This window comes from Serratia sp. H402Y, assembly GCF_051172415.1.
GTDB classification, from domain to species: domain Bacteria; phylum Pseudomonadota; class Gammaproteobacteria; order Enterobacterales; family Enterobacteriaceae; genus Serratia; species Serratia ureilytica.
Window position 1 is genome coordinate 251,584 of record NZ_JBPIYZ010000005.1, and the last position, 21,560, is coordinate 273,143.

The 21,560-nt window shown below is 58.9% G+C and carries 20 protein-coding genes; 15 read left to right on the top strand and 5 right to left on the bottom strand.

The window, feature by feature from the left end; genetic code table 11:
- Nucleotides 1–176 precede the first annotated feature (176 nt).
- From ugpB to ACSBQS_RS21280, 6 genes are all read left to right on the top strand, one after another.
- The gene (gene ugpB / locus ACSBQS_RS21255; RefSeq protein ID WP_004934396.1) at nt 177–1,496 is read left to right on the top strand and encodes a sn-glycerol-3-phosphate ABC transporter substrate-binding protein UgpB; all 1,320 of its coding nucleotides are present in this window, start codon (nt 177–179) and stop codon (nt 1,494–1,496) included.
- Nucleotides 1,497–1,574: 78 nt separating this feature from the next.
- Nucleotides 1,575–2,462, top strand: coding sequence for a sn-glycerol-3-phosphate ABC transporter permease UgpA (gene ugpA, locus ACSBQS_RS21260; protein WP_197666752.1), 888 nt, complete (start codon nt 1,575–1,577; stop codon nt 2,460–2,462).
- Nucleotides 2,459–3,304, top strand: coding sequence for a sn-glycerol-3-phosphate ABC transporter permease UgpE (gene ugpE / locus ACSBQS_RS21265; RefSeq protein ID WP_033638989.1), 846 nt, complete (start codon nt 2,459–2,461; stop codon nt 3,302–3,304). The genes ugpA and ugpE overlap by 4 nt, the downstream gene beginning before the upstream one ends.
- 5 nt (nt 3,305–3,309) lie before the next feature.
- Nucleotides 3,310–4,380, top strand: coding sequence for a sn-glycerol-3-phosphate import ATP-binding protein UgpC (locus ACSBQS_RS21270; protein WP_197799053.1), 1,071 nt, complete (start codon nt 3,310–3,312; stop codon nt 4,378–4,380).
- Nucleotides 4,380–5,117: a glycerophosphodiester phosphodiesterase gene (gene ugpQ, locus ACSBQS_RS21275; protein WP_016929459.1), complete on the top strand. Its 738-nt coding sequence runs from the start codon at nt 4,380–4,382 to the stop codon at nt 5,115–5,117. The genes ACSBQS_RS21270 and ugpQ overlap by 1 nt, the downstream gene beginning before the upstream one ends.
- Nucleotides 5,118–5,177: 60 nt before the next feature.
- Nucleotides 5,178–6,134 (top strand): AEC family transporter, encoded by a 957-nt coding sequence (locus ACSBQS_RS21280; protein ID WP_016929458.1) that lies wholly within the window; start codon nt 5,178–5,180, stop codon nt 6,132–6,134.
- Here the strand turns inward: ACSBQS_RS21280 and ACSBQS_RS21285 are convergent.
- Nucleotides 6,115–6,441: a hypothetical protein gene (locus tag ACSBQS_RS21285; protein WP_434991334.1), complete on the bottom strand. Its 327-nt coding sequence runs from the start codon at nt 6,439–6,441 to the stop codon at nt 6,115–6,117. The genes ACSBQS_RS21280 and ACSBQS_RS21285 overlap by 20 nt on opposite strands.
- Nucleotides 6,442–6,592: 151 nt before the next feature.
- On the opposite strand from ACSBQS_RS21285, the gene ACSBQS_RS21290 reads away from it, so the two are divergent.
- Nucleotides 6,593–7,453: a carboxylate/amino acid/amine transporter gene (locus tag ACSBQS_RS21290; RefSeq protein WP_033652651.1), complete on the top strand. Its 861-nt coding sequence runs from the start codon at nt 6,593–6,595 to the stop codon at nt 7,451–7,453.
- Nucleotides 7,454–7,468: 15 nt separating this feature from the next.
- On the opposite strand, the gene metR is transcribed toward ACSBQS_RS21290, so the two are convergent.
- Nucleotides 7,469–8,413: an HTH-type transcriptional regulator MetR gene (gene metR, locus ACSBQS_RS21295; protein ID WP_016929455.1), complete on the bottom strand. Its 945-nt coding sequence runs from the start codon at nt 8,411–8,413 to the stop codon at nt 7,469–7,471.
- Between the two features lie 90 nt (nt 8,414–8,503).
- Here metR and metE point away from each other — a divergent pair, with 90 nt between their 5' ends.
- Nucleotides 8,504–10,792: a 5-methyltetrahydropteroyltriglutamate--homocysteine S-methyltransferase gene (metE, locus tag ACSBQS_RS21300; protein ID WP_197666753.1), complete on the top strand. Its 2,289-nt coding sequence runs from the start codon at nt 8,504–8,506 to the stop codon at nt 10,790–10,792.
- Nucleotides 10,793–10,876: 84 nt separating this feature from the next.
- Here metE and ACSBQS_RS21305 read toward each other — a convergent pair whose 3' ends face one another.
- The 3 genes from ACSBQS_RS21305 to ACSBQS_RS21315 form a co-directional block, all read right to left on the bottom strand.
- Entirely contained in the window at nt 10,877–11,482 is a 606-nt protein-coding gene (locus ACSBQS_RS21305; RefSeq protein WP_147881555.1) for a DUF4276 family protein, read from the bottom strand.
- Entirely contained in the window at nt 11,482–12,636 is a 1,155-nt protein-coding gene (locus ACSBQS_RS21310; protein WP_085058465.1) for an AAA family ATPase, read from the bottom strand. The genes ACSBQS_RS21305 and ACSBQS_RS21310 overlap by 1 nt, the downstream gene beginning before the upstream one ends.
- 341 nt (nt 12,637–12,977) lie before the next feature.
- Nucleotides 12,978–13,805, bottom strand: a complete 828-nt coding sequence (locus ACSBQS_RS21315) for a dienelactone hydrolase family protein (RefSeq protein ID WP_342164406.1) — start codon at nt 13,803–13,805, stop codon at nt 12,978–12,980.
- 488 nt (nt 13,806–14,293) lie between these two features.
- Here ACSBQS_RS21315 and udp point away from each other — a divergent pair, with 488 nt between their 5' ends.
- From udp to ubiB, 7 genes are all read left to right on the top strand, one after another.
- Complete coding sequence (udp, locus tag ACSBQS_RS21320) at nt 14,294–15,055, top strand: uridine phosphorylase (protein WP_004934432.1); 762 nt, start codon at nt 14,294–14,296, stop codon at nt 15,053–15,055.
- Between the two features lie 294 nt (nt 15,056–15,349).
- Nucleotides 15,350–16,132, top strand: coding sequence for a tyrosine-protein phosphatase (locus tag ACSBQS_RS21325; protein WP_033644975.1), 783 nt, complete (start codon nt 15,350–15,352; stop codon nt 16,130–16,132).
- A gap of 79 nt (nt 16,133–16,211) precedes the next feature.
- Nucleotides 16,212–16,742 carry a DedA family protein gene (locus tag ACSBQS_RS21330; protein ID WP_004934438.1) on the top strand — a complete coding sequence of 177 codons (531 nt, stop codon included), beginning with the start codon at nt 16,212–16,214 and terminating at the stop codon, nt 16,740–16,742.
- Nucleotides 16,743–16,882: 140 nt separating this feature from the next.
- Complete coding sequence (gene rmuC, locus ACSBQS_RS21335; protein WP_033652654.1) at nt 16,883–18,430, top strand: DNA recombination protein RmuC; 1,548 nt, start codon at nt 16,883–16,885, stop codon at nt 18,428–18,430.
- A 78-nt stretch (nt 18,431–18,508) separates the two neighbouring features.
- Nucleotides 18,509–19,264 carry a bifunctional demethylmenaquinone methyltransferase/2-methoxy-6-polyprenyl-1,4-benzoquinol methylase UbiE gene (gene ubiE, locus ACSBQS_RS21340; RefSeq protein ID WP_004934443.1) on the top strand — a complete coding sequence of 252 codons (756 nt, stop codon included), beginning with the start codon at nt 18,509–18,511 and terminating at the stop codon, nt 19,262–19,264.
- 13 nt (nt 19,265–19,277) lie between these two features.
- On the top strand, nt 19,278–19,886 hold the full coding sequence (gene ubiJ, locus ACSBQS_RS21345; RefSeq protein WP_033644973.1) for a ubiquinone biosynthesis protein UbiJ: 609 nt from the start codon (nt 19,278–19,280) through the stop codon (nt 19,884–19,886).
- Nucleotides 19,883–21,514 (top strand): ubiquinone biosynthesis regulatory protein kinase UbiB, encoded by a 1,632-nt coding sequence (gene ubiB / locus ACSBQS_RS21350; protein ID WP_033644971.1) that lies wholly within the window; start codon nt 19,883–19,885, stop codon nt 21,512–21,514. The genes ubiJ and ubiB overlap by 4 nt, the downstream gene beginning before the upstream one ends.
- Nucleotides 21,515–21,560 lie beyond the last annotated feature (46 nt).

Below are 21,560 nucleotides of genomic sequence, written 5' to 3' on the forward strand. Positions count from 1 at the left end.
GCGGAGCCCATGCCCGCCGCCGACATCAAACCGCCATCTTCACTTCACCTTGCCGTCATGTGGCTGTCATCTAACGGTTATTTTTCTGTCATCCGCGCATGGCATGTTAGCTTCCGAACAAAAAACTGATTCTTTTCGCTCACGCGCTTTTACACCAGCTTTTTCAGGAGTTAGGCATGCTCACCTACGCTATTCGCAAAACCACGCTGTGCGTCGCATTGACCCTGGCGGTCAGCGCACAGGCGCTGGCGGCGACAGAAATCCCGTTCTGGCATTCGATGGAAGGCGAACTGGGTAAAGAAGTGGACTCTCTGGCGGATCGCTTCAACCAGTCGCACAGCGACGTCAAGATTGTGCCGGTTTATAAAGGCAACTACGAACAGAGCCTGGCGGCGGGCATCGCCGCTTACCGCTCCGGCAAGGCGCCGGCGATCCTGCAGGTTTACGAGGTGGGCACCGCCACCATGATGGCCAGCAAAGCCATCAAGCCGGTCTATGAAGTGTTTAAAGAGGCCGGCATCAACTTCGACGAGTCGGTGTTCGTGCCGACGGTGGCCGGCTATTACACCGACAACAAGAGCGGCCATCTGCTGTCGCAGCCGTTCAACAGCTCCACGCCGGTGCTGTACTACAACAAAGACGCCTTCAAAAAGGCCGGCCTGAACCCGGATCAACCGCCGAAAACCTGGCAGGAACTGGCGGCGGATACCGCCAAACTGCGCGAAGCCGGCATGAAGTGCGGTTACGCCAGCGGCTGGCAGGGCTGGATCCAACTGGAGAACTTCAGCGCCTGGCATGGCGTGCCGTTCGCCAGTGAAAACAACGGCTTTGGCGGCACCAGCGCCAAGCTGGAGTTCAACCAACCGCTGCAGGTCAAACATATTGCGCTGCTCGAAGCGATGAACAAGAAGGGCGACTTCACCTATTTCGGCCGCAAAGACGAATCCACCGAGAAGTTCTATAACGGCGACTGCGCCATCACCACCGCCTCATCCGGTTCGCTGGCGGACATCAAGCACTACGCCAAATTCAACTACGGCGTCGGCATGATGCCGTACGACGCCGACGCGAAAAATGCGCCGCAAAACGCCATCATCGGCGGGGCCAGCCTGTGGGTGATGAACGGCAAAGACGCCGCCACCTACAAGGGCGTGGCCGAATTCCTGCAGTACCTGGCGCAGCCGGAAATCGCGGCCGAATGGCACCAGAAGACCGGCTATCTGCCGATTACCACCGCGGCTTACGATCTGACCAAGCAGCAGGGCTTCTACGACAAGAACCCGGGTGCCGACGTCGCCACTCGCCAGATGCTGAACAAGCCGCCGTTGCCGTTCACCAAGGGCCTGCGCCTGGGCAACATGCCGCAGATCCGCAGCGTGGTGGATGAGGAGCTGGAAGGCGTGTGGACCGGCAAGAAAACGCCACAGCAGGCGTTGGACGCCGCCGTACAGCGCGGTGACGTGCTGCTGCGCCGCTTCGAAGCATCGACCAAGTAACCCTGCGTCGCGAGCCCGACAGACCGGGCTCGCATCTTCACGCCGTTCCTTCCGTACCCGATTAATGGTTTAACTGCTATGTCATCTTACCGTCCCGGTTTCGGCTGCAGCTGGTTGCCCTATGCGCTGGTGCTGCCGCAGCTGCTGATTACCGCCGTCTTCTTTTTATGGCCCGCCGGCGAAGCGCTGTGGTATTCGGTGCAGAGCCTCGATCCGTTCGGCCTGTCCAGCCAGTTTGTCGGGCTGGATAACTTTAAACAGCTGTTCCAGGATCCTTACTACCTCGACTCGTTCTACACCACGCTGATCTTCAGCTTCCTGGTGGCGGGCATCGGGCTGGCGGTTTCGCTGTTCTTCGCTGCGCTGGTGGACTACGTGCTGCGCGGCAGCCGCCTCTATCGCACGCTGATGATCCTGCCCTACGCGGTGGCGCCGGCGGTGGCGGCGGTGCTGTGGATCTTTCTGTTCAACCCCGGTCTGGGGTTGATCACCCATTTCCTCAATGGTCTGGGCTATAACTGGAATCATGCGCAAAACAGCGGCCAGGCGATGTTCCTGGTGGTGCTGGCCTCGGTATGGCAGCAGATAAGCTATAACTTCCTGTTTTTCCTCGCGGCGCTGCAGTCGATCCCGCGTTCGCTGGTGGAAGCGGCGGCCATCGACGGCGCCGGCCCGGTGCGGCGTTTCTTCCATCTGGTGCTGCCGCTGATCGCGCCGGTGAGCTTCTTCCTGCTGGTGGTCAATCTGGTGTACGCCTTCTTCGATACCTTCCCGGTGATCGACGCCGCCACCGGCGGCGGGCCGGTGCAGTCCACCACCACGTTGATCTACAAGATCTACCGCGAAGGCTTCGCCGGGCTGGATCTCTCCAGTTCCGCCGCGCAGTCGGTGATCCTGATGTTGCTGGTGATCGGCCTGACGGTGATCCAGTTCCGCTTCGTTGAACGTAAGGTGCGCTACCAATGATTGAGAATCGACGCGGGCTGGATGTCTTCAGCCATGTGATGCTGATTATCGGCGTGCTGGTGGTGCTGTTCCCGCTGTACGTGGCCTTTGTCGCCGCCACGCTGGACGACAAGCAGGTGTTTCAGGTGCCGATGACGCTGGTGCCCGGCGGGCACCTGTGGGAGAACATCCGCAATATCTGGCAGGGCGGCGTGGGCAACCTCAAGGTGCCGTTCTCGCTGCTGCTGCTCAACAGCGTGATCATGGCGCTGGCGATCACCTGCGGCAAGATCGCGGTGTCGGTGCTGTCGGCTTACGCCATCGTGTATTTCCGTTTCCCGCTGCGCAGCCTGTTTTTTTGGCTGATTTTCCTCACCCTGATGCTGCCGGTGGAAGTGCGTATTTTCCCGACGGTGGAGGTGATCTCCAACCTCAACCTGCTGGACAGCTATACCGGCCTGACGCTACCGCTGATGGCCTCGGCCACCGCCACCTTCCTGCTGCGCCAGTTCTTCATGACGTTGCCGGATGAGCTGCTGGAGGCGGCGCGCATCGACGGCGCCGGGCCGATGCGTTTCTTCTGGGACATCGTGTTGCCGCTGTCGAAAACCAATCTGGCGGCGCTGTTCGTCATCACCTTTATCTACGGCTGGAACCAATACCTGTGGCCGATCCTGATCACCAGCGACGCTTCGATGGGCACCGCGGTGGCGGGCATCAAGAGCATGATCTCCACTTCCGGCGCGCCGACCCAGTGGAACCAGGTGATGGCGGCGATGATTCTGACTTTATTGCCACCGCTGGCGGTGGTGCTTCTGATGCAGCGCTGGTTTGTGCGCGGTCTGGTTGATAGCGAGAAATAACGACGATGGCAGGATTAAAACTACAGGCGGTCACCAAGTCTTACGACGGTAAAACGCCGGTGATCAAACAGATCGACCTCGACGTGGCGGACGGTGAATTCATCGTGATGGTCGGCCCGTCCGGCTGCGGCAAATCCACGCTGCTGCGGATGGTGGCCGGACTGGAGCGCACCACCAGCGGCGATATCTATATCGATACCCGGCGCGTGACCGATCTGGAGCCCAAGGATCGCGGCATCGCGATGGTGTTCCAGAACTACGCGCTCTATCCGCACATGAGCGTGTACGACAACATGGCTTACGGCCTCAAGATCCGCGGTTTCGGCAAGGAGCATATCCGCCAGCGAGTGGAGGAAGCGGCGCGCATCCTGGAGCTGGAGCCGCTGCTCAAGCGTAAACCGCGCGAACTTTCCGGCGGCCAGCGCCAGCGCGTGGCGATGGGGCGCGCCATCGTGCGCGAACCGGCGGTGTTCCTGTTCGATGAACCGCTGTCCAACCTGGACGCCAAGCTGCGGGTGCAGATGCGCCTGGAGCTGCAACAGCTGCACCGACGCCTGAAAACCACCAGCCTGTACGTGACTCACGACCAAGTGGAGGCGATGACGCTGGCGCAGCGGGTGATCGTAATGAACAAGGGCGTGGCGGAGCAGATCGGCACCCCGAGCGAAGTGTACCAACGGCCGGCTTCGCTGTTCGTCGCCGGCTTTATCGGCTCGCCGGCGATGAACCTGTTGCCCGGCACCCTGAGCGCCGACGGCGGCCAGCTGCTGCTGGCGGACGGCATGGCGCTGCCGTTGCCGGCGGCCAAGCCGCAGTGGGCGGGGCGGCCGTTGACGCTGGGCATTCGGCCGGAGCATATTCAGCTGGTGGCGCAAGGCCAGGGCGTGCCGCTGCAACTGCAGACGCTGGAACTGCTGGGAGCCGACAATCTGGCGCACGGCCAGTGGGGCGGTCACGGGGTGATCGCGCGGTTGTCGCATGAAACCTTGCCGGCGGCGGGCAGTACGCTATATTTGCAGCTGCCTGCTCAGGCGCTGCACTTCTTTGACACCCACAGCGGATTACGGATGGATTGATGACGAGACCCTGGCCTTACCCTCATATTGTCGCCCACCGCGGCGGCGGTTCTCTGGCGCCGGAAAACACTCTGGCGGCGATCGACGTCGGCGCGCGCCACGGCCACAAGATGATCGAGTTCGACGCCAAGCTGGCGCAGGACGGACAAATTTTCCTGCTGCATGACGATACGCTGGATCGCACCAGCAACGGCTGGGGCGTGGCGGGCGAACTGCCGTGGGATAAACTGGTGCAGCTGGACGCCGGCAACTGGTACAGCTCGGCCTTCAAGGGCGAGCGGCTGCCGCTGCTGTCGGAGGTGGCGGAACGCTGCCGGGAACATGGCCTGATGGCCAATATCGAGATCAAACCGACCACCGGCAGCGACGATGAAACCGGCCGGGTGGTGGCGCTGGCGGCGCGGTTGCTGTGGCAAGGGCAGACCGACCCGCTGCTCTCCTCCTTCTCGGTGGAAGCGTTGGCGGCGGCGCAGCGCACCGTGCCGGATTTGCCGCGTGGCCTGCTGCTGGAGGAGTGGGACGACAACTGGCGCGAGCTGACGGAGCGTCTGGACTGCGTCTCGCTGCATATCGACCACAAAGCGCTGACCGCCGAGCGGGTGAACGCGTTGAAAGACGCCGGGCTGCGCATTCTGGTGTATACCGTCAACCAACCGGATCGCGCGCGCCTGCTGCTCGACTGGGGCGTTGACTGCATTTGCACCGACCGGATAGATTTGATTGGCTCGGATTTTTAATCCGGCGCCGATAAATCCCGCGACGACAAGCCTTGCCGCCGCGCCAACGGAAGGAATGCGATGCCAGGCTTTATGATGTCACTGTGGCACCAGATCGTGCTGTCTTTACCGCTGTTCGCCCTGATCGCGTTGGGTTATGGGCTGATTCGCTGGGGGAAATGGCCCTCCAGCATCACCGATGGCCTGACGCGTTTCGTGTTTTCCCTCGCCTTGCCCGCCATGCTGTTTCGCATGATGTGCGACTTCTCGCAGCGCCCGGCGGTCGACGCCCGGCTGTTGATCGCGTTCTTCGGCAGTTGCCTGATCGTGTTCGTGCTTGGCCGCCTGGTCGCCCGGCACCTCTTCCGGCTGGATGGCGTCGCCGGATCGGTGTTTGCGCTGGGCGGTATTTTCTCCAATAACGTGATGCTCGGTTTACCGATCGCCAGCGTAATGCTGGGGCAGGCGGCGATCCCGTCGGTGGCGCTGGTGCTGGTGTTCAACGGCCTGATCCTGTGGACGCTGGTCACGGTATCGATCGAATGGGCGCGCAACGGCTCGCCGACGCTGGGGGGCTTTGCCAAAACCGCGCGCAGCGTGCTGACCAACCCGCTGATCGTCGGCATTTTGTCCGGTACGCTGTTTAGCCTGACCGGCCTGCCGCTGCCGGACTTCGTCGATCGACCGGTCAGCATGCTCGGCCAGGTGGCGGCGCCGCTGTCGCTGGTGGTGCTTGGCATGGGGCTCGCCGAGTACCGCATCAGCGAAGGCTGGCAGCTGAGCAGCGCCATCTGCGTGCTGAAGTTGCTGGTACAGCCGTTGGTGATTTGGCTGCTGGCCTGGATGATGGATCTGCCGCCGATGGAGACCCGGGTTGTGGTGCTGCTTGGGTCGATGGCGGTGGGGGTGAACGTCTACCTGATGTCGCGCCAGTTCAATACGCTCACCGGCCCGGCCGCCACCAGCCTGGTGATGTCCACCGTGCTGGCGGCGATCACCACGCCGCTGATCCTCACCGTTATGGGCGTGCGGGCGTAGCCGGCATCGGCGCCTGCGGCACCGCCGGCGCGGTGCGATTGAACGGATCGCGCGGCTGGTTGCCGTTAGGCAGCAGTTGCCCGCCGTTCGGCGCGGTTTGCAACAGCTGTTGCCGTTGATTGTCGAACTGTCGCTGCTGCTGCAGGCGGCGTTGATCCATCTGCCGGTTGTTCAACAAGCGCTGTTGTTGCGCCTGCTGGCTGTTTTGGTTGAGTAACTGCTGCTGTGAGCGCAGGTCGGTTACGCCGTTGGCCGCCGCCAACCCAGGCAGCAACAGCAGAGCGAACAGAATGTGAGAAGTTTTCATGATGGTTACCTCGCCTTTTTATTAAGCCTAACTCAGCGCTGAAATTTTGCTGGTAGTTTGTATTTTGTTCAGACGTAAACCGCCTTTCATCCCCTTATGCGTCCATCTTCCGTTACAATCGCGGTTTATGAATTGCTAGGATGAACCCATCGTGCTGCTCTTGGTTATCACCACCATTCTGTGGGCGTTCTCTTTCAGCCTGATCGGCGAATATTTGGCGGGCCATGTCGACAGCTGGTTCTCGGTGCTGATGCGCATCGGGCTGGCGGCGCTGGTGTTCCTGCCGTTCCTGCGCTGGCGCAACATCAAACTCAAGGTGATCCTGCTGTATATGCTGGTGGGCGCCTTCCAGCTGGGCATCATGTACCTCATCAGCTTCCGCGCTTATCTCTATCTGACGGTGCCGGAGTTCCTGTTGTTCACCGTGCTGACGCCATTGTACATCACGCTGATCTACGACTTGCTGAGCGGCCGTCGCCTGCGCTGGGGCTACGCCTTCAGCGCGCTGCTGGCGGTGCTGGGCGCGGCGATCATTCGCTATCACCAACTGAGCGAACACTTCTGGTGGGGGTTGTTGCTGGTGCAGGCGGCGAACATCAGCTTCGCCATCGGCATGGTCGGCTATAAGCGCCTGATGGAAGTGCACCCCTTGCCGCAGCACACCGCCTTTTCCTGGTTCTACCTGGGGGCGGCGGCGGTGGCGGTAGTGGCCTGGTTCCTGTGGGGCAATCCGCAGCAGCTGCCAACCACCAATCTGCAGTGGGGCGTGCTGATCTGGCTGGGCGTGGTGGCGTCGGGGTTGGGTTACTTCATGTGGAACTACGGCGCGACGCAGGTCGATGCGGGCACGCTCGGCATCATGAACAACATGCATGTGCCGGCCGGCTTATTGGTCAACCTGGCCATTTGGCAGCAGCAGCCGCACTGGCCGAGCTTTATCCTCGGCGGGGCGGTGATCGTCGCTTCGCTGTGGGTGCACCGCCGCTGGGTGGCGCCGAAACAGCTCGGCTAAACGGGGGCCGGCAGTTTATACGCCGGCCGCCAACGCTTTGGCGCCGGTCGCGCCGGGGCGTGCCGCGTCGCGCACGAACGGCAGATGATCGCAGGCGTGCTGGCGGGCCGAGCGGATAAAGGCTTCGGTCACCGCCTGGCGCTGTTCACCGTCGCGCACGGCGGCGTACAGGCGGCTCCACAGGCCGTCACCCAGGGTTTTGGTCACCACCAGCCCCTGCCGTTCGAAACTTTCCACCACCCAATGCGGCAGCGCCGCAATCCCCATCCGCGCCGAGACCATCTGGATCAGCAGCAGCGTGTTATCGACGTTCTTCAACGCCGGGTTGACGCCCGCCGGCTGCAGGAAATGCCGCCAGATATCTAGCCGCTGGCGCTGCACCGGGTAAATCAACAGCGTTTCATCGCTCAAGTCTTCCGGCTCGATGTGCGGCTTGCCGGCCAGCGGATGATCCGGCGCCAGCACCAGACGCACCTCAAAATCGAACATCGGCGAATAGTGCAGGCCGCTGCGCGGCAGGATATCCGACGTCATCACCAGATCCAGCTCGCCCTGTTGCAGGGCCGGCTGCGGGTCGAAAGTGACGCCGGAGGTGAAGTCCATCACTACCTGCGGGAAACGCTGGCGGAAGTTGTCCAGCGCCGGCGTTAGCCACTGAATGCAGCTGTGGCATTCGATGGCGATGCGTAGCGTGGTTTGATGCGGCTCGTGGCAGGCCTGCAGCGCCTGCTGGATCTGCGGCAGCACCTGTTCCGCCAGCTGCAGCAGGATCTCGCCCTGGGCGGTGAAGCGCAGGGGCTGGCTTTTGCGCACGAACAGCTTGAAGCCCAGACGTTGCTCAAGATCGCTGAACTGGTGCGACAGGGCAGACTGCGTCTGATGAAGTTGGGCCGCCGCCCCCGCCAACGAACCGCTGTTGCGCAGAGCCTGCAGCGTCCGTAAATGTTTCAGTTCGATCATGAGAGTCCTTCACATTGACAGTGAATAAATTGCGCTTGTGGTTAATACAGTACCTGCTGATTATGGATGTGTAAACATCTGGACGGCTAAATGGGGAATATGACGATGGCAATTTTGAATCACACACTGGGTTTTCCTCGCGTTGGGCTACGACGTGAGCTGAAAAAAGCTCAGGAAAGCTACTGGGCCGGCAACTCAACGCAGGAAGAGCTGTTGGCGGTTGGCCGCGAGCTGCGCGCTCGTCATTGGCAGCAGCAACGGCAGGCCGGGGTGGATTTGGTGCCGGTCGGCGATTTCGCCTGGTACGATCATGTGTTGACCACCAGCCTGCTGCTGGGCAACGTGCCGGCGCGCCATCAGAATGCGGATGGCTCTATTGATCTGGACACGCTGTTCCGCATCGGCCGTGGCCGCGCACCGACCGGCGAGCCGGCGGCCGCGGCGGAAATGACCAAATGGTTTAACACCAACTATCACTACATGGTGCCCGAATTCCAGCAAGGCCAGCAGTTCAAGCTGGGCTGGACCCAACTGCTGGACGAAGTGGACGAAGCGCTGGCGCTGGGGCATCACATCAAGCCGGTGCTGCTTGGCCCGGTGACTTATCTGTGGCTGGGTAAAGTGAAGGGCGAGCCGTTCCACCGCCTGTCGCTGCTGAAAGAGATCCTGCCGGTTTACCAGCAGGTGCTGGCGGAGCTGGCGAAGCGCGGCGTCGAATGGGTGCAAATCGACGAACCTGCGCTGGTGCTGGAGCTGCCGCAAGCCTGGCTGGACGCCTTCAAACCGGCGTATGACGCGTTGCAGGGGCAGGTTAAGTTGCTGTTGACCACGTATTTCGACAGCGTCGGCCACAACCTCGACACCATACGCACGCTGCCGGTGCAGGGGCTGCACGTCGATCTGGTCGCCGGCCATGACGATATCGCCGCGCTGAGCGCCGCATTGCCGCAAGACTGGCTGCTGTCGCTGGGCGTGATCAACGGCCGCAACGTTTGGCGCGCCGATCTGAGCCGATGGTTCGAACGTCTGCAGCCGCTGGTGGGGCAGCGCCCGCTGTGGATCGGCACCTCCTGTTCACTGCTGCACAGCCCGATCGATCTGAGCGTGGAAAGCCGTCTGGACGAAGAAGTGAAAAGCTGGTTCGCCTTCGCCCTGCAAAAATGCGCCGAGCTGGCGCTGTTGAGCTCGGCGCTGAACGCGCCTGACGCGACGAAACAGGCCGAGCTGGACGCCTACAGCGCGCCGATCCGCGCCCGTCGCCAGTCGAACCGCGTGCATAACCCACAGGTTGAGCGCCGTCTGGCCGCGATCACCGCGCAGGACTGCGAACGCCGCAGCGCGTACGCCGAGCGCGCCAGGGCGCAGCGCGAGCGTTTCAAGCTGCCGGCCTGGCCGACGACGACCATCGGTTCGTTCCCACAGACCACCGAAATCCGCGGCCTGCGTCTGGACTTCAAACAGGGCCGTTTGGACGGCAGCAACTACCGCACCAGCATCGGTGAGCACATCAAACAGGCGATCGTCGAGCAGGAGCGCCTCGGGCTGGACGTACTGGTGCACGGTGAAGCCGAGCGCAACGACATGGTGGAATATTTCGGTGAGAACCTCGACGGCTTCGTGTTTACCCAGAATGGTTGGGTGCAGAGCTACGGTTCCCGCTGCGTGAAGCCGCCGGTGATCATCGGTGACGTCAGCCGCCCGGAAGCCATTACCGTCGAATGGGCCAAATTCGCCCAGTCGTTGACCGACAAGCCGGTGAAAGGCATGTTGACCGGGCCGGTGACCATCCTGTGCTGGTCGTTCCCGCGTGAAGACGTGACCCGCGAAGTGATCGCCAAGCAGATTGCGCTGGCGCTGCGCGACGAGGTGGAGGATTTGGAAAAAGCCGGCATCGGCATCATTCAGATCGACGAACCTGCGCTGCGCGAGGGGCTGCCGCTGCGACAATCCGACTGGGCCGCCTACCTGAACTGGGCGGTGGACGCCTTCAAATTGAACGCCGCCGTGGCGCAGGATGACACCCAGATCCACACCCACATGTGTTACTGCGAGTTCAACGACATTATGGACTCCATCGCCGCGCTGGACGCCGACGTGATCACCATCGAGACCTCGCGTTCCGATATGGATCTGCTGGAAGCCTTCAAAGAGTTCGAATACCCGAACGAAATCGGGCCGGGCGTCTACGATATCCACTCGCCGAACGTGCCGAGCGTGGAATGGATCGAAGCGCTGCTGCGTAAAGCGGCGCAGAACATCCCGGCGGAACGCCTGTGGGTCAACCCCGATTGCGGCCTGAAAACTCGCGGTTGGCCGGAAACCCGGCAGTCGCTGGCCAACATGGTATTGGCGGCGCAGCGCCTGCGCGAGCACGCGTGATGCCGTGCGGCGGGTAAACCGCCGCAGATAGATTTACTGGTGTGATGATTGGGCGCTTCGGCGCCCTTTTTTGCTTGGGATGAATTAAATATTCTCTGCTAATTTATTTAGACTATTAATTGTCAAAGCTAAACTTTTTGAACGCAAAGATGCTTCTTCAGGATTCCAGTTCCGTTTAACAAAGTCGCATAGCAATGAATTATATTGTATCCCTTGTATGGCAGTACTCCCTTTTTTTGCTACTAATGCTTCTTTTACATCTCTTGGTGCTTTTCCTGCGAGTGAAAGTAAAGTCGCTTTTGGATTAGGCAATAGGTCAGGGTTATCAGGGAATTTACCTGCTTTCTTACCGAAAAGAGTATTCAATCCAGAGTGGTCGGCTAGTATCCATGATTCAATTTCTCTGACTGCTACCCTAAATATAAAACTGTCGGGCTCTTTTCTTTCTTTTAACCAAGATAATTTAAGTTTCTCGGGACATGCAGCATTATCCAAGTCAGTGATTAGCAATACGGGATGTCGCTCTGCGAGTTGACAGAAGTTATGAATTCTCTTCTTTAAGTATCCAAAACCATTTTGCCGGAGCTTTTGATTTACTATCAATTTCCCATTTGTAAGTGAGACTAGTTTTTCACCAATAGCTTCGCTTAGCTCATCTTCGGTTCCTAACACAAGATTTTGGCTATTCATTACCACAATCCTAGTTGTTCAGCAAATTGTGGACGAGTTTTTGGCAGTACTACTTCTGCAACAGAGAAACCACTTTTAATCGCATCTTTTTCTGTTGGATTCAATTGCCTTATGCTTGTCCCTTCGGCACTAGGTTCGAGGATCATTACTCCACTGGCATCAATACCTTGATTGCTAAGTAAAGCTTCACTGTGCGTACTTATAATTAGCTGACGCTTCCTTTTTTTATCTTTTTGCATCCGTTGCAAAATAGCGGGAATTTCTCTTACTATAGCATCATTCAGAGATAATTCTGGCTCTTCAAGTAGTAATAATGAGTTGCCATCTAATATAGACCAAAATAACCCAAGTAGTCTTAATGTACCATCAGAGAAGTGCTCCTCTCGCTGCCAGCCAGCGTTAGGCCTATGATGTGTATACAAAGCTTCAAGATGAGGCCTTCCAGTAATAGAGTCTTGAGAAAATCTCAACTGTTTAAATTGAGGAACAGCAAGACTCAGAGCGCTTTCAATTTTACGTAATCGGCTATCTCGAGTTCTCGGCGTCGTTTTTGCTAGCCTTTCTAGAAAACCTTGTCCAAACGGATCATCTTCGATAATTTTTCCACCAATCAGATCTCCGAATTTCAATAATTGTGGAACTAGATGTAAGTAAGTCGTATTACTTAGGTAGTCTGATATTTCTCTAAAGTCAGCATTTGTTTGAATTTGTTCAAGGTATGTTTGCGTCAATCTAACTTTGTCTTTCTCATCTGCTGCTGTAGGGCGATTAACGATTCTTTTCCCTTTATGGAATACTTGCTCCTCTTTTATTAAAGTCCTTTGTGCACCTTTACCCTCTGGCATAAATGAAAGGACGTATCTCCAGGTTGGGACTAAGTCATCAATATTCTCAGAGAGGGATATATCAATTCTTACCTCTGGTGGGCGTCGAGCATGTAAGCATCTGAGTTTAGGAATCCCTCCACGCTCAGCAATAGCTTTTTGTAATCCCCCACCTTGAGCCTTACAGATATCCCTTAAAAAACGGAAAACATCAAGTAAGTTAGATTTACCGGAAGCATTTGGACCCAATAGCCAGGTAGTTTCCTTTAGTGGCATGTCTAACTCCCTGAAATTTCTCCAGTTCCTTAATTTTAGATGGGTTATATTCATAATTAATCACTCCTGAGTGTCATAGCAATAACGAAGTCTCGACATGATACGATGATTCTATCTTACTGTATATATTAGTAATATGTATTTGGTCAAACTTGGATGATGGGGGATAGACAAGAGTCATGAGCACCTGATTTTAGTAAGTGGTAGAGTTTCTCTTTTGTTCAGCGTTTCTATCTTCTCCGAAGTATGTCCGCTTGTATTTTTTTATTGATTATTCTGATGCTAACCTATGTTAATAATTCAGCTCGAATAATTCGATTTTAAAAAGTGTTGTATTGCAAAAAAACCGGTACAGCTCAAATATTACAGTGTACCGGTTGATGGGATGAGAAAAATTAATTGACGCCGTGCTGGGCGAACCACGCCAGCATGCGCTGCCAGCCGTCTTCCGCCGCTTCGGCGTTGTAGCTGGGGCGATAGTCGGCGTTGAATGCGTGCCCGACGCCAGGATACACCACGATTTCGGCATCGGCGTTGGCGGCGCGGATCGCCTGACGCATGTTTTCCACCGTATCCAGCGGAATGCCGCTGTCCTGCCCGCCATACAGCCCCAGCACCGGCGTTGACAAGTGTGTGGCGACATCGACCGGATGCTTCGGCGAATTCAGCGTTTTTTCACCCACCAGTTTGCCGTACCAGGCGACGGCCGCTTTTAACTGCGGGTTGTGCGCCGCGTACAGCCAGGTAATGCGGCCGCCCCAGCAAAAACCGGTGATCGCCAGCTTGCCGGCGTCGCCGCCGTGGCGGATAGCCCAGTGCGCGGCGTGATCCAGATCCGACAGCACCTGACGATCCGGCACCTTGGTCACCAGCTGCTGGAACAGCTCGCCGATATCGGTGTAGTCGTTGGCGTCGCCCTGGCGGAAATAGAGCTCGGGGGCAATCGCCAGATAGCCCTGTTTGGCCAGGCGGCGGCACAGATCCTGAATATGTTCATGGACGCCGAAGATTTCCTGCACCACCAGCACGATGGGGAAGGGGCCGTTGTGGTCGGCGGGTTTGGCGACGTAGGCCGGCAGCGCGTCTCCCTGGGAAGGAATAGTCGTTTGCCCGGCGTGAATGCCCTGTTCATCGGTGATAATCGCGGAGGCGGCTACCGGCGCGGCGGCCGGGGCGAATCCTCCCTGAGCCTGTTCTAATGTCATCACATGTTCGGTTTTCATTGCGGTCTCCGTGCAATAGAAAAAAGCGCTGAGATTAACTATAGGAAAGATTACCCATTATTGGCGCTGCGTGGCGCACTTTCGGACAAGTCGATAAAAAACGGCTAATTATCTGGCTTTACGGCATTTTTAAGCGCTTTTTATCATGTTATTACGCGTTTTGGCCCGCGTAAGTGCCATAAGGTGCGTTAGAGGGCTTTTTTGTCCCTAAGCAACCGATAAGATGGGGGTATTTCGAATTGATGAGCTAAATAGTTTCAGCCGGCAATCAACGGTCAGGGAGCTGCAAGGTTTGTCGGCTAGACTGAGGTTTAGCGGTGCGTTCTGGATGCCTTATAGTGCTTTTTTTGTGATAAAAATCACAAAAAATATGTAGCATGTAATTTGTTTCTCTTTTCATAGTGACTATCGTCACGAAATTAAGCGGCGATTTTCAGTAGAGTGCTTTTTTGTTCCTCCCAATAAACATGATCCATGAGGAGTCTCGTATGTCTCAGTCTGATGTTTTTCATCTCGGCCTCACCAAGAACGATTTACAAGGGGCCCAGCTTGCCATCGTGCCGGGCGATCCGCAGCGCGTAGAGAAAATTGCCAAGCTGATGGAAAATCCGGTGCATCTGGCCTCCCATCGTGAATTCACCACCTGGCGCGCAGAGCTGGATGGCAAGGCGGTGATCGTCTGCTCCACCGGCATCGGCGGCCCGTCTACCTCTATCGCGGTGGAAGAGCTGGCGCAGCTGGGCATCCGCACCTTCCTGCGTATCGGCACCACCGGCGCCATTCAGGCGAACATCAACGTCGGCGACGTACTGGTGACTACGGCAGCGGTACGCCTCGACGGCGCCAGCCTGCACTTTGCGCCGATGGAGTTCCCGGCGGTCGCGGACTTCGCCTGCACCACCGCGCTGGTGGAAGCGGCCAAAGCCAGCGGCGCCACCACCCACATTGGCGTGACGGCTTCTTCCGATACCTTCTATCCGGGCCAGGAACGTTACGATACCTACTCTGGCCGCGTGGTCAGCCGTTTCAAAGGCTCGATGGAAGAATGGCAGGCGATGGGCGTGATGAACTATGAAATGGAATCCGCCACGCTGCTGACCATGTGCGCCAGCCAGGGCCTGCGCGCCGGCATGGTGGCCGGGGTGATCGTTAACCGCACCCAGCAAGAGATCCCGAACGCCGAGACCATGAAAAACACCGAAAGCAAAGCGGTGCAGATCGTGGTGGACGCCGCCCGCCGTCTGCTGTAATCGCCTTCCCTCAACGGGCCGCCGACGCGGTCCGTTGAGATTGATGACAAACCTCATGCCATTGCCCGGTTTGCAGAAAGCAGCGGATAACAAACAGGGAAAATCAATTTATTGATTTTCGGCGGATAACCACAAAGGAGGAAAAACCACGCTTTTTCCTCCTTTGTCAACGGACTGAACGGGCCGCCGACGCGGTCCGTTTTTCCATTCGCGGCTAATCTGTTACGGTGATACTCCTCAGCGCTGCGCCGATGGCTGCCGCGCGTTGTCAGAACAAAAACAACGAGGACGTTTATGACCGCCCAGATCCTGCTTCATCCTTCGCTTGCGCCGCTCGACGGCGGCATTAACTTCCGTGACTTCGGCGGCAACGGCGTGGCCGACGGGCGCCGCATCAAACGCGGCCTGCTGTTCCGCTCCGGTTCTCTCGAGCGGCTGACGGAAAACGACTGCACTTTCCTCGCTGGGGTGCCGGTGCGTTCGGTGCTGGACTACCGCGATGCCGACGAAGTGCAGGCCAAACCGGATATTCTGTGGAATGGCGCCGACTATCACCACGTGCCGGCCAACCCGCTGAGCAGCGAAGTCAACGCCAACCTGGAAAAGCTCACCAACGAAACGCTGGCCGCTTTCGACGCCCGGGCGTTCATGCTGGAGCTGTATCGCCGCCTGCCGTTCGGCAATGCGGCCTATCAGCGGTTGGCGCAGCTGTTGAGCAACCCCGGCGGCGGCGCAATCGTGCAACACTGCGCGGTCGGCAAGGATCGCACCGGGGTCGGTTCGGCGCTGGTGCTGTTCGCGCTGGGGGCCGACGAAGCGACGGTGCTGGAAGACTATCTGCTGACCGAAACCACGCTGGCCGCTTTCCGCGAGCAGATGCTGGATCAGCTGTCTATCAAGTTGAATGCGGCGGCGCTGGAGCAATTCGCCTACGTGCTCAGCGCGCGCGAGGAGTTCCTGATGACGGCGCTGGGCTGCATCCGCCAACAATACGGCTCCACCGACCGCTGGCTGGAAGCGGAATACGGCCTGGGCGCGGCCCAGCGCGAAGTGCTGCGGGCGTTCTACCTCGAGTAAATTGCCGCGTGTTTAGCCGGGGTTTAACTCGCCCCGGCTTATCCTAGGCGGCGAACCATCGCGTATCAGGAGCCCCGCATTGAGCCTCAATGACGTTATTAACTGGGTCAGCGACGTCGTGCGTCAGCACGAAGGCTGGGCCATTCCCATCATCTTCTTCCTGGCGTTCGGCGAGTCGCTGGCGTTTTTGTCGCTGCTGCTGCCGGCCACGGTGATCCTGCTGGCGCTGGGCGCGCTGATCGGCGAAAGCGGCATCGCCTTTTGGCCGATTTGGGCCGCCGCCGCCGCCGGGGCGTTTTTCGGCGACTGGCTCTCGTACTGGATCGGCTACCACTATCAGGATCGGGTGGCCCATATGTGGCCGCTGTCGCGCAATCCGCAGCTGCTGGCGCGCGGCCACGCCTTCTTTGAGCGCTGGGGCGTGCTGGGCATTTTCATTGGCCGCTTCTTCGGCCCGCTGCGCGCCGTGGTGCCGCTGGTGGGGGGCATTTGCGGCATGCCGCAGCGCTACTTCCAGTTGGCCAACGTCACGTCGGCGATGATCTGGGCGTTCGGCATTCTGGCGCCGGGGGCGTTCGGCATCAAGTGGCTCAGCCAGTGGCTGGGCTGATTTCTCGCTAAATTGCGCAGCGCCGCGCAATATTGTGCGCGGCGGGCAAAATCAGGCTGGACATCCATACAGCCTCCCCTTAACGTGACGGGCAATGGGCGTGCGAAACGCCGGAACGGCAAGGTGCAACAGGAGGCAGGGTGGATACCAGTCTGATTTATGGGATTGGCGGCGTCGCGATCGGCATGCTGTTAGGGTGGCTGATCGCCAGTCTGCGAGTGCAGCAGACGAACGCGCAACATGAAACCGAACTGCGGTTGCTGGAGCAAGCGTTGCAGCAGGCGCAGCAGGAGACGGCCGTGCGGCAGGAGGCCCTGCAGCGCCACGAACAGCAGTCGCGCCAGAACGAGCTGGAGCTGCGCAACCTGCACAGCCAGCTGGCGGCCGGACATGAAAAACTGCAACAGCTCAACCATTGGCGCAACGAATGCGAGCTGCTCAACCAAGAGCTGCGCGCCCAGCGCGAGGTGAACAGCGCGCAGGAGGCCGAGCTGCGCGAAGTCACCATCCGTCTGGAAGAGACGCGCATGGCGGCGGAGGAGAAGCAGCGTCTGCTGATCAACAGCGAACAGCGCCTCACCACCCAGTTTGAAAACCTCGCCAACCGCATTTTTGAACACAGCGGCCGCAAGGTGGACGAGCAAAATAAGCAAAGTTTGGATCGGTTACTGCTGCCGCTGCGCGAACAGCTGGACGGTTTCCGCCGGCAGGTGCAGGACAGCTTTGGCCAGGAGGCGCGTGAGCGCCATACGCTGACGCACGAGATACGCAATCTGCAGCAGTTGAATGCGCAGATGGCGCGCGAGGCCATCAACCTCACCAAGGCGCTGAAAGGCGACAACAAGACCCAGGGCAACTGGGGTGAAGTGGTGCTGAGCCGGGTGCTGGAGGCCTCCGGCCTGCGCGAAGGGCACGAGTATGAAACGCAGGTCAACGTGCGGGTAGATCATCAGAGTCGCATGCAGCCCGATGTGATCGTGCGCCTGCCGCAGGGCAAGGATGTCGTGATCGACGCCAAGATGTCGCTGATCGCCTACGAGCGCTATTTCAACGGTGAAGACGAGGCGGAGCGCGAAGCGGCGCTGAGCGAACATATCGCTTCGCTGCGCGGCCACATTCGCATGCTGGGCCGCAAGGACTACCAGCAGCTGCCGGGGCTGCGTTCGCTGGACTATGTGCTGATGTTCATTCCGGTCGAGCCGGCCTTCCTGCTGGCTATCGATCGCGAGCCGGAGCTGATCAGCGAAGCGCTCAAGCACAACATCATGCTGGTCAGCCCGACCACGTTGCTGGTGGCGCTGCGTACCATAACCAACCTGTGGCGCTATGAGCATCAGAGCCAGAATGCCCAGCGCATCGCCGAGCGCGCGGCGAAACTGTATGACAAGATGCGGCTGTTCGTGGACGATATGTCTGCGCTGGGACAGAGCCTGGACAAGGCGCAGGGCAGTTATCGTCAGGCGATGAACAAACTGAGCGAAGGCCGTGGTAATCTTATCGGCCAAATTGAAGGTTTCCGCGCGCTGGGGGTTGAGGTCAAGCGGCCGATAAACCCGCTGCTGGCGCAGCAAGCCGGCGCGCAACACGATGAAGCGGAAGAGGCGAACGACGACGAGGTCGCCGCGCTGCCGCAGACGAACGACGATGATGATACCACCGGGGAACCGGGCTTCGTTTCGCACGGCTGAGGCCGTGGCGAGGTGGGGTATTCCTCGGGCTTCTGGTACACTCATCCACACAAAATTGACTGAATAGCAGGCAGGACAATGGCAGATCAATCGCAGGAAACCACCGATTTCGGTTTTCGCACCGTCGCTAGAGACGAAAAACAGGCCATGGTGGCGGACGTTTTTCATTCGGTAGCGGCAAAGTATGACGTGATGAACGACCTGATGTCGTTCGGCATCCACCGTATCTGGAAGCGTTTCACCATTGACTGCAGCGGCGTGCGCCGCGGGCAGCGCGTGCTGGATCTGGCCGGTGGCACCGGCGACCTGGCCGCCAAGTTCTCCCGCATGGTTGGCGAGCAGGGGCAGGTGGTGCTGGCGGACATCAACGATTCGATGCTGAAGATGGGGCGCGAGAAGCTGCGCGATCGCGGCATCGTCGGCAACATCAATTACGTGCAGGCCAACGCCGAAGCGCTGCCGTTCCCGGACAATTACTTCGATTGCATCACCATCTCCTTTGGCCTGCGTAACGTCACCGACAAAGACAAAGCGCTGCGTTCGATGTTCCGCGTGCTGAAGCCGGGAGGCCGCCTGTTGGTGCTGGAGTTCTCCAAACCGCTGCTGGCGCCGCTGAGCAAAGCTTACGACGCATACTCTTTCCACGTGCTGCCGAAGATCGGCGAGCTGGTAGTGAAAGATCCGGACAGCTATCGCTATCTGGCGGAATCGATCCGTATGCACCCCGATCAGGAAACCCTGAAGGGCATGATGGGCAACGCCGGTTTTGAAAACGTCACCTATTTCAACCTGACCGGTGGGATTGTCGCCCTGCATCGCGGCTTCAAGTTCTGAGAGGGAGATGCCGATGCTGTTTACCCCTCTGCTGACCGGTGCGCTGGAAACCTCGCTGAATAACCTGCTGTTTCGCGATCGCAGCATGAAAGCCGCTCGCCAACGCCTGGCGGGCAAGGTGCTGCGCATCGAACTGGAAGAGTTGGCTTCACCGCTGGTGCTGGTGTTCAGCGAACTGCGCGTGGATGTGCTGGGGCAGTCTGAAGACAGCGCCGATTGCACGGTGCGCAGCCGCATTCCCTCCTTACTGAAGCTGCGCGATCGCCAGCAGTTGCCGGTGCTGATGCGCAGCGGCGAATTGACGGTGGAAGGGGATATTCAGGTGGTGCAACAGCTGGTTGGCCTGCTCGATCTGGCGGAGTGGGATCCGGCGGAATGGCTGGCGCCCTATATCGGCGATATCGCCGCTCAAGGCATTACGCAGGCGCTGGGCAAAGGTGCTTCGTTACTCAAGGCCGGATTGATGCGTCGGCAGCAAGACATGGCTGAGGCGCTGACGGAAGAGTGGCGTCTGGCGCCGGGGCCGCTGGAAGTGGTGTGGTTCAATGAAGAAGTGGATGCGCTCGCCCGCAGCGCGGAAGCGCTGATTGCCCGCATGGATAAGTTGGAGGGCAAGCGATGACCCCAGGCGAACTGCGTCGTTTGTATTTTATCGTCCGCGTTTTTCTCAGCTATGGGCTGGACGAGCTGATCCCGACAATGCGTTTGACGCTGCCGCTGCGCTTCGGCCGCCGGCTGCTGTTCTGGATGCCTAATCGGCACAAGGACAAACCGCTGGGCGAACGTCTGCGGCTGGCGCTGCAGGAATTGGGGCCGGTCTGGATCAAGTTCGGCCAGATGATGTCGACCCGCCGCGATCTGTTCCCGCCGCACATTGCCGATCAGCTGACGCTGCTGCAGGATCGGGTGGCGCCTTTCGACGGTGCGCTGGCGCGCAAGCATATCGAGCTGGCGATGGGCGGCCCGCTGGAAACCTGGTTCGACGACTTCGAGCAGCAGCCGCTGGCGTCCGCCTCGATCGCGCAGGTGCATACCGCGCGGCTGAAAACCACCGGCCAGGAAGTGGTGCTGAAGGTGATCCGGCCGGATATCGGGCCGATTATCAAAGCCGACGTGCGCTTGATGTACCGGCTGGCAGGCTGGGTGCCGAAGCTGTTGCCGGACGGCCGCCGCCTGCGTCCGCGCGAAGTGGTGCGCGAGTACGAAAAAACCCTGCTGGACGAATTGAACCTGCTGCGCGAAGCGGCCAACGCCATTCAGCTGCGTCGCAATTTCGACGGCAGCCCGATGCTGTACGTGCCGGAGGTCTACTCCGACTACTGCCGCGAAAGCGTGTTGGTGATGGAGCGTATCTACGGCATTCCGGTCTCGGACATCGCCACGCTGGAGCAGCAGGGCACCAACATGAAACTGTTGGCGGAACGCGGCGTTCAGGTGTTCTTTACCCAGGTATTCCGCGACAGCTTCTTCCATGCGGACATGCATCCCGGTAATATTTTCGTCAGCTACGAACATCCGGAAGATCCTTGCTACATCGGCATCGACTGCGGCATCGTCGGTTCGTTGAACAAGGATGACAAACGCTATCTGGCGGAAAACTTCATCGCTTTCTTCAACCGCGATTACCGCAAGGTGGCTGAACTGCACGTCGACTCCGGCTGGGTGCCGCGCGACACCAACGTGGAAGACTTCGAATTCGCCATCCGTACCGTGTGCGAACCGATTTTCGAGAAGCCGCTGGCGGAGATCTCCTTCGGCAACGTGCTGCTGAACCTGTTCAACACCGCGCGCCGCTTCAATATGGAAGTGCAGCCGCAGCTGGTGTTATTGCAGAAGACCTTGCTGTATGTTGAAGGGCTGGGGCGTCAGCTTTACCCGCAGTTGGATCTGTGGACCACCGCCAAGCCGTTCCTCGAGAGTTGGCTGCGCGATCAGGTCGGCATTCCCGCCGTGGTGCGCGCGCTGAAAGAGAAAGCGCCGTTCTGGGCGGAGAAACTGCCCGAACTGCCCGAGCTGTTTTACGACAGCCTGCAGCAGCATAAACTGTTGCAACAAAGCGTTGATAAGCTGACCAACCAGATGCAGGCTCAGCGGGTTCGTCAGGGGCAGTCACGTTATTTGTTCGGCGTTGGCGCTACACTGTTGGTAAGCGGCACGCTGTTGCTGCTGGGGCAAATCGAGGTGTTCCCTGCCTGGATGATGGCCGCCGGCATCGTATGCTGGGTGATTGGCTGGAAGCGAACCACCTGATTTAATTCGTTACTCTGGTAAAGTCGGCTCTATAATGCGGGCTGGC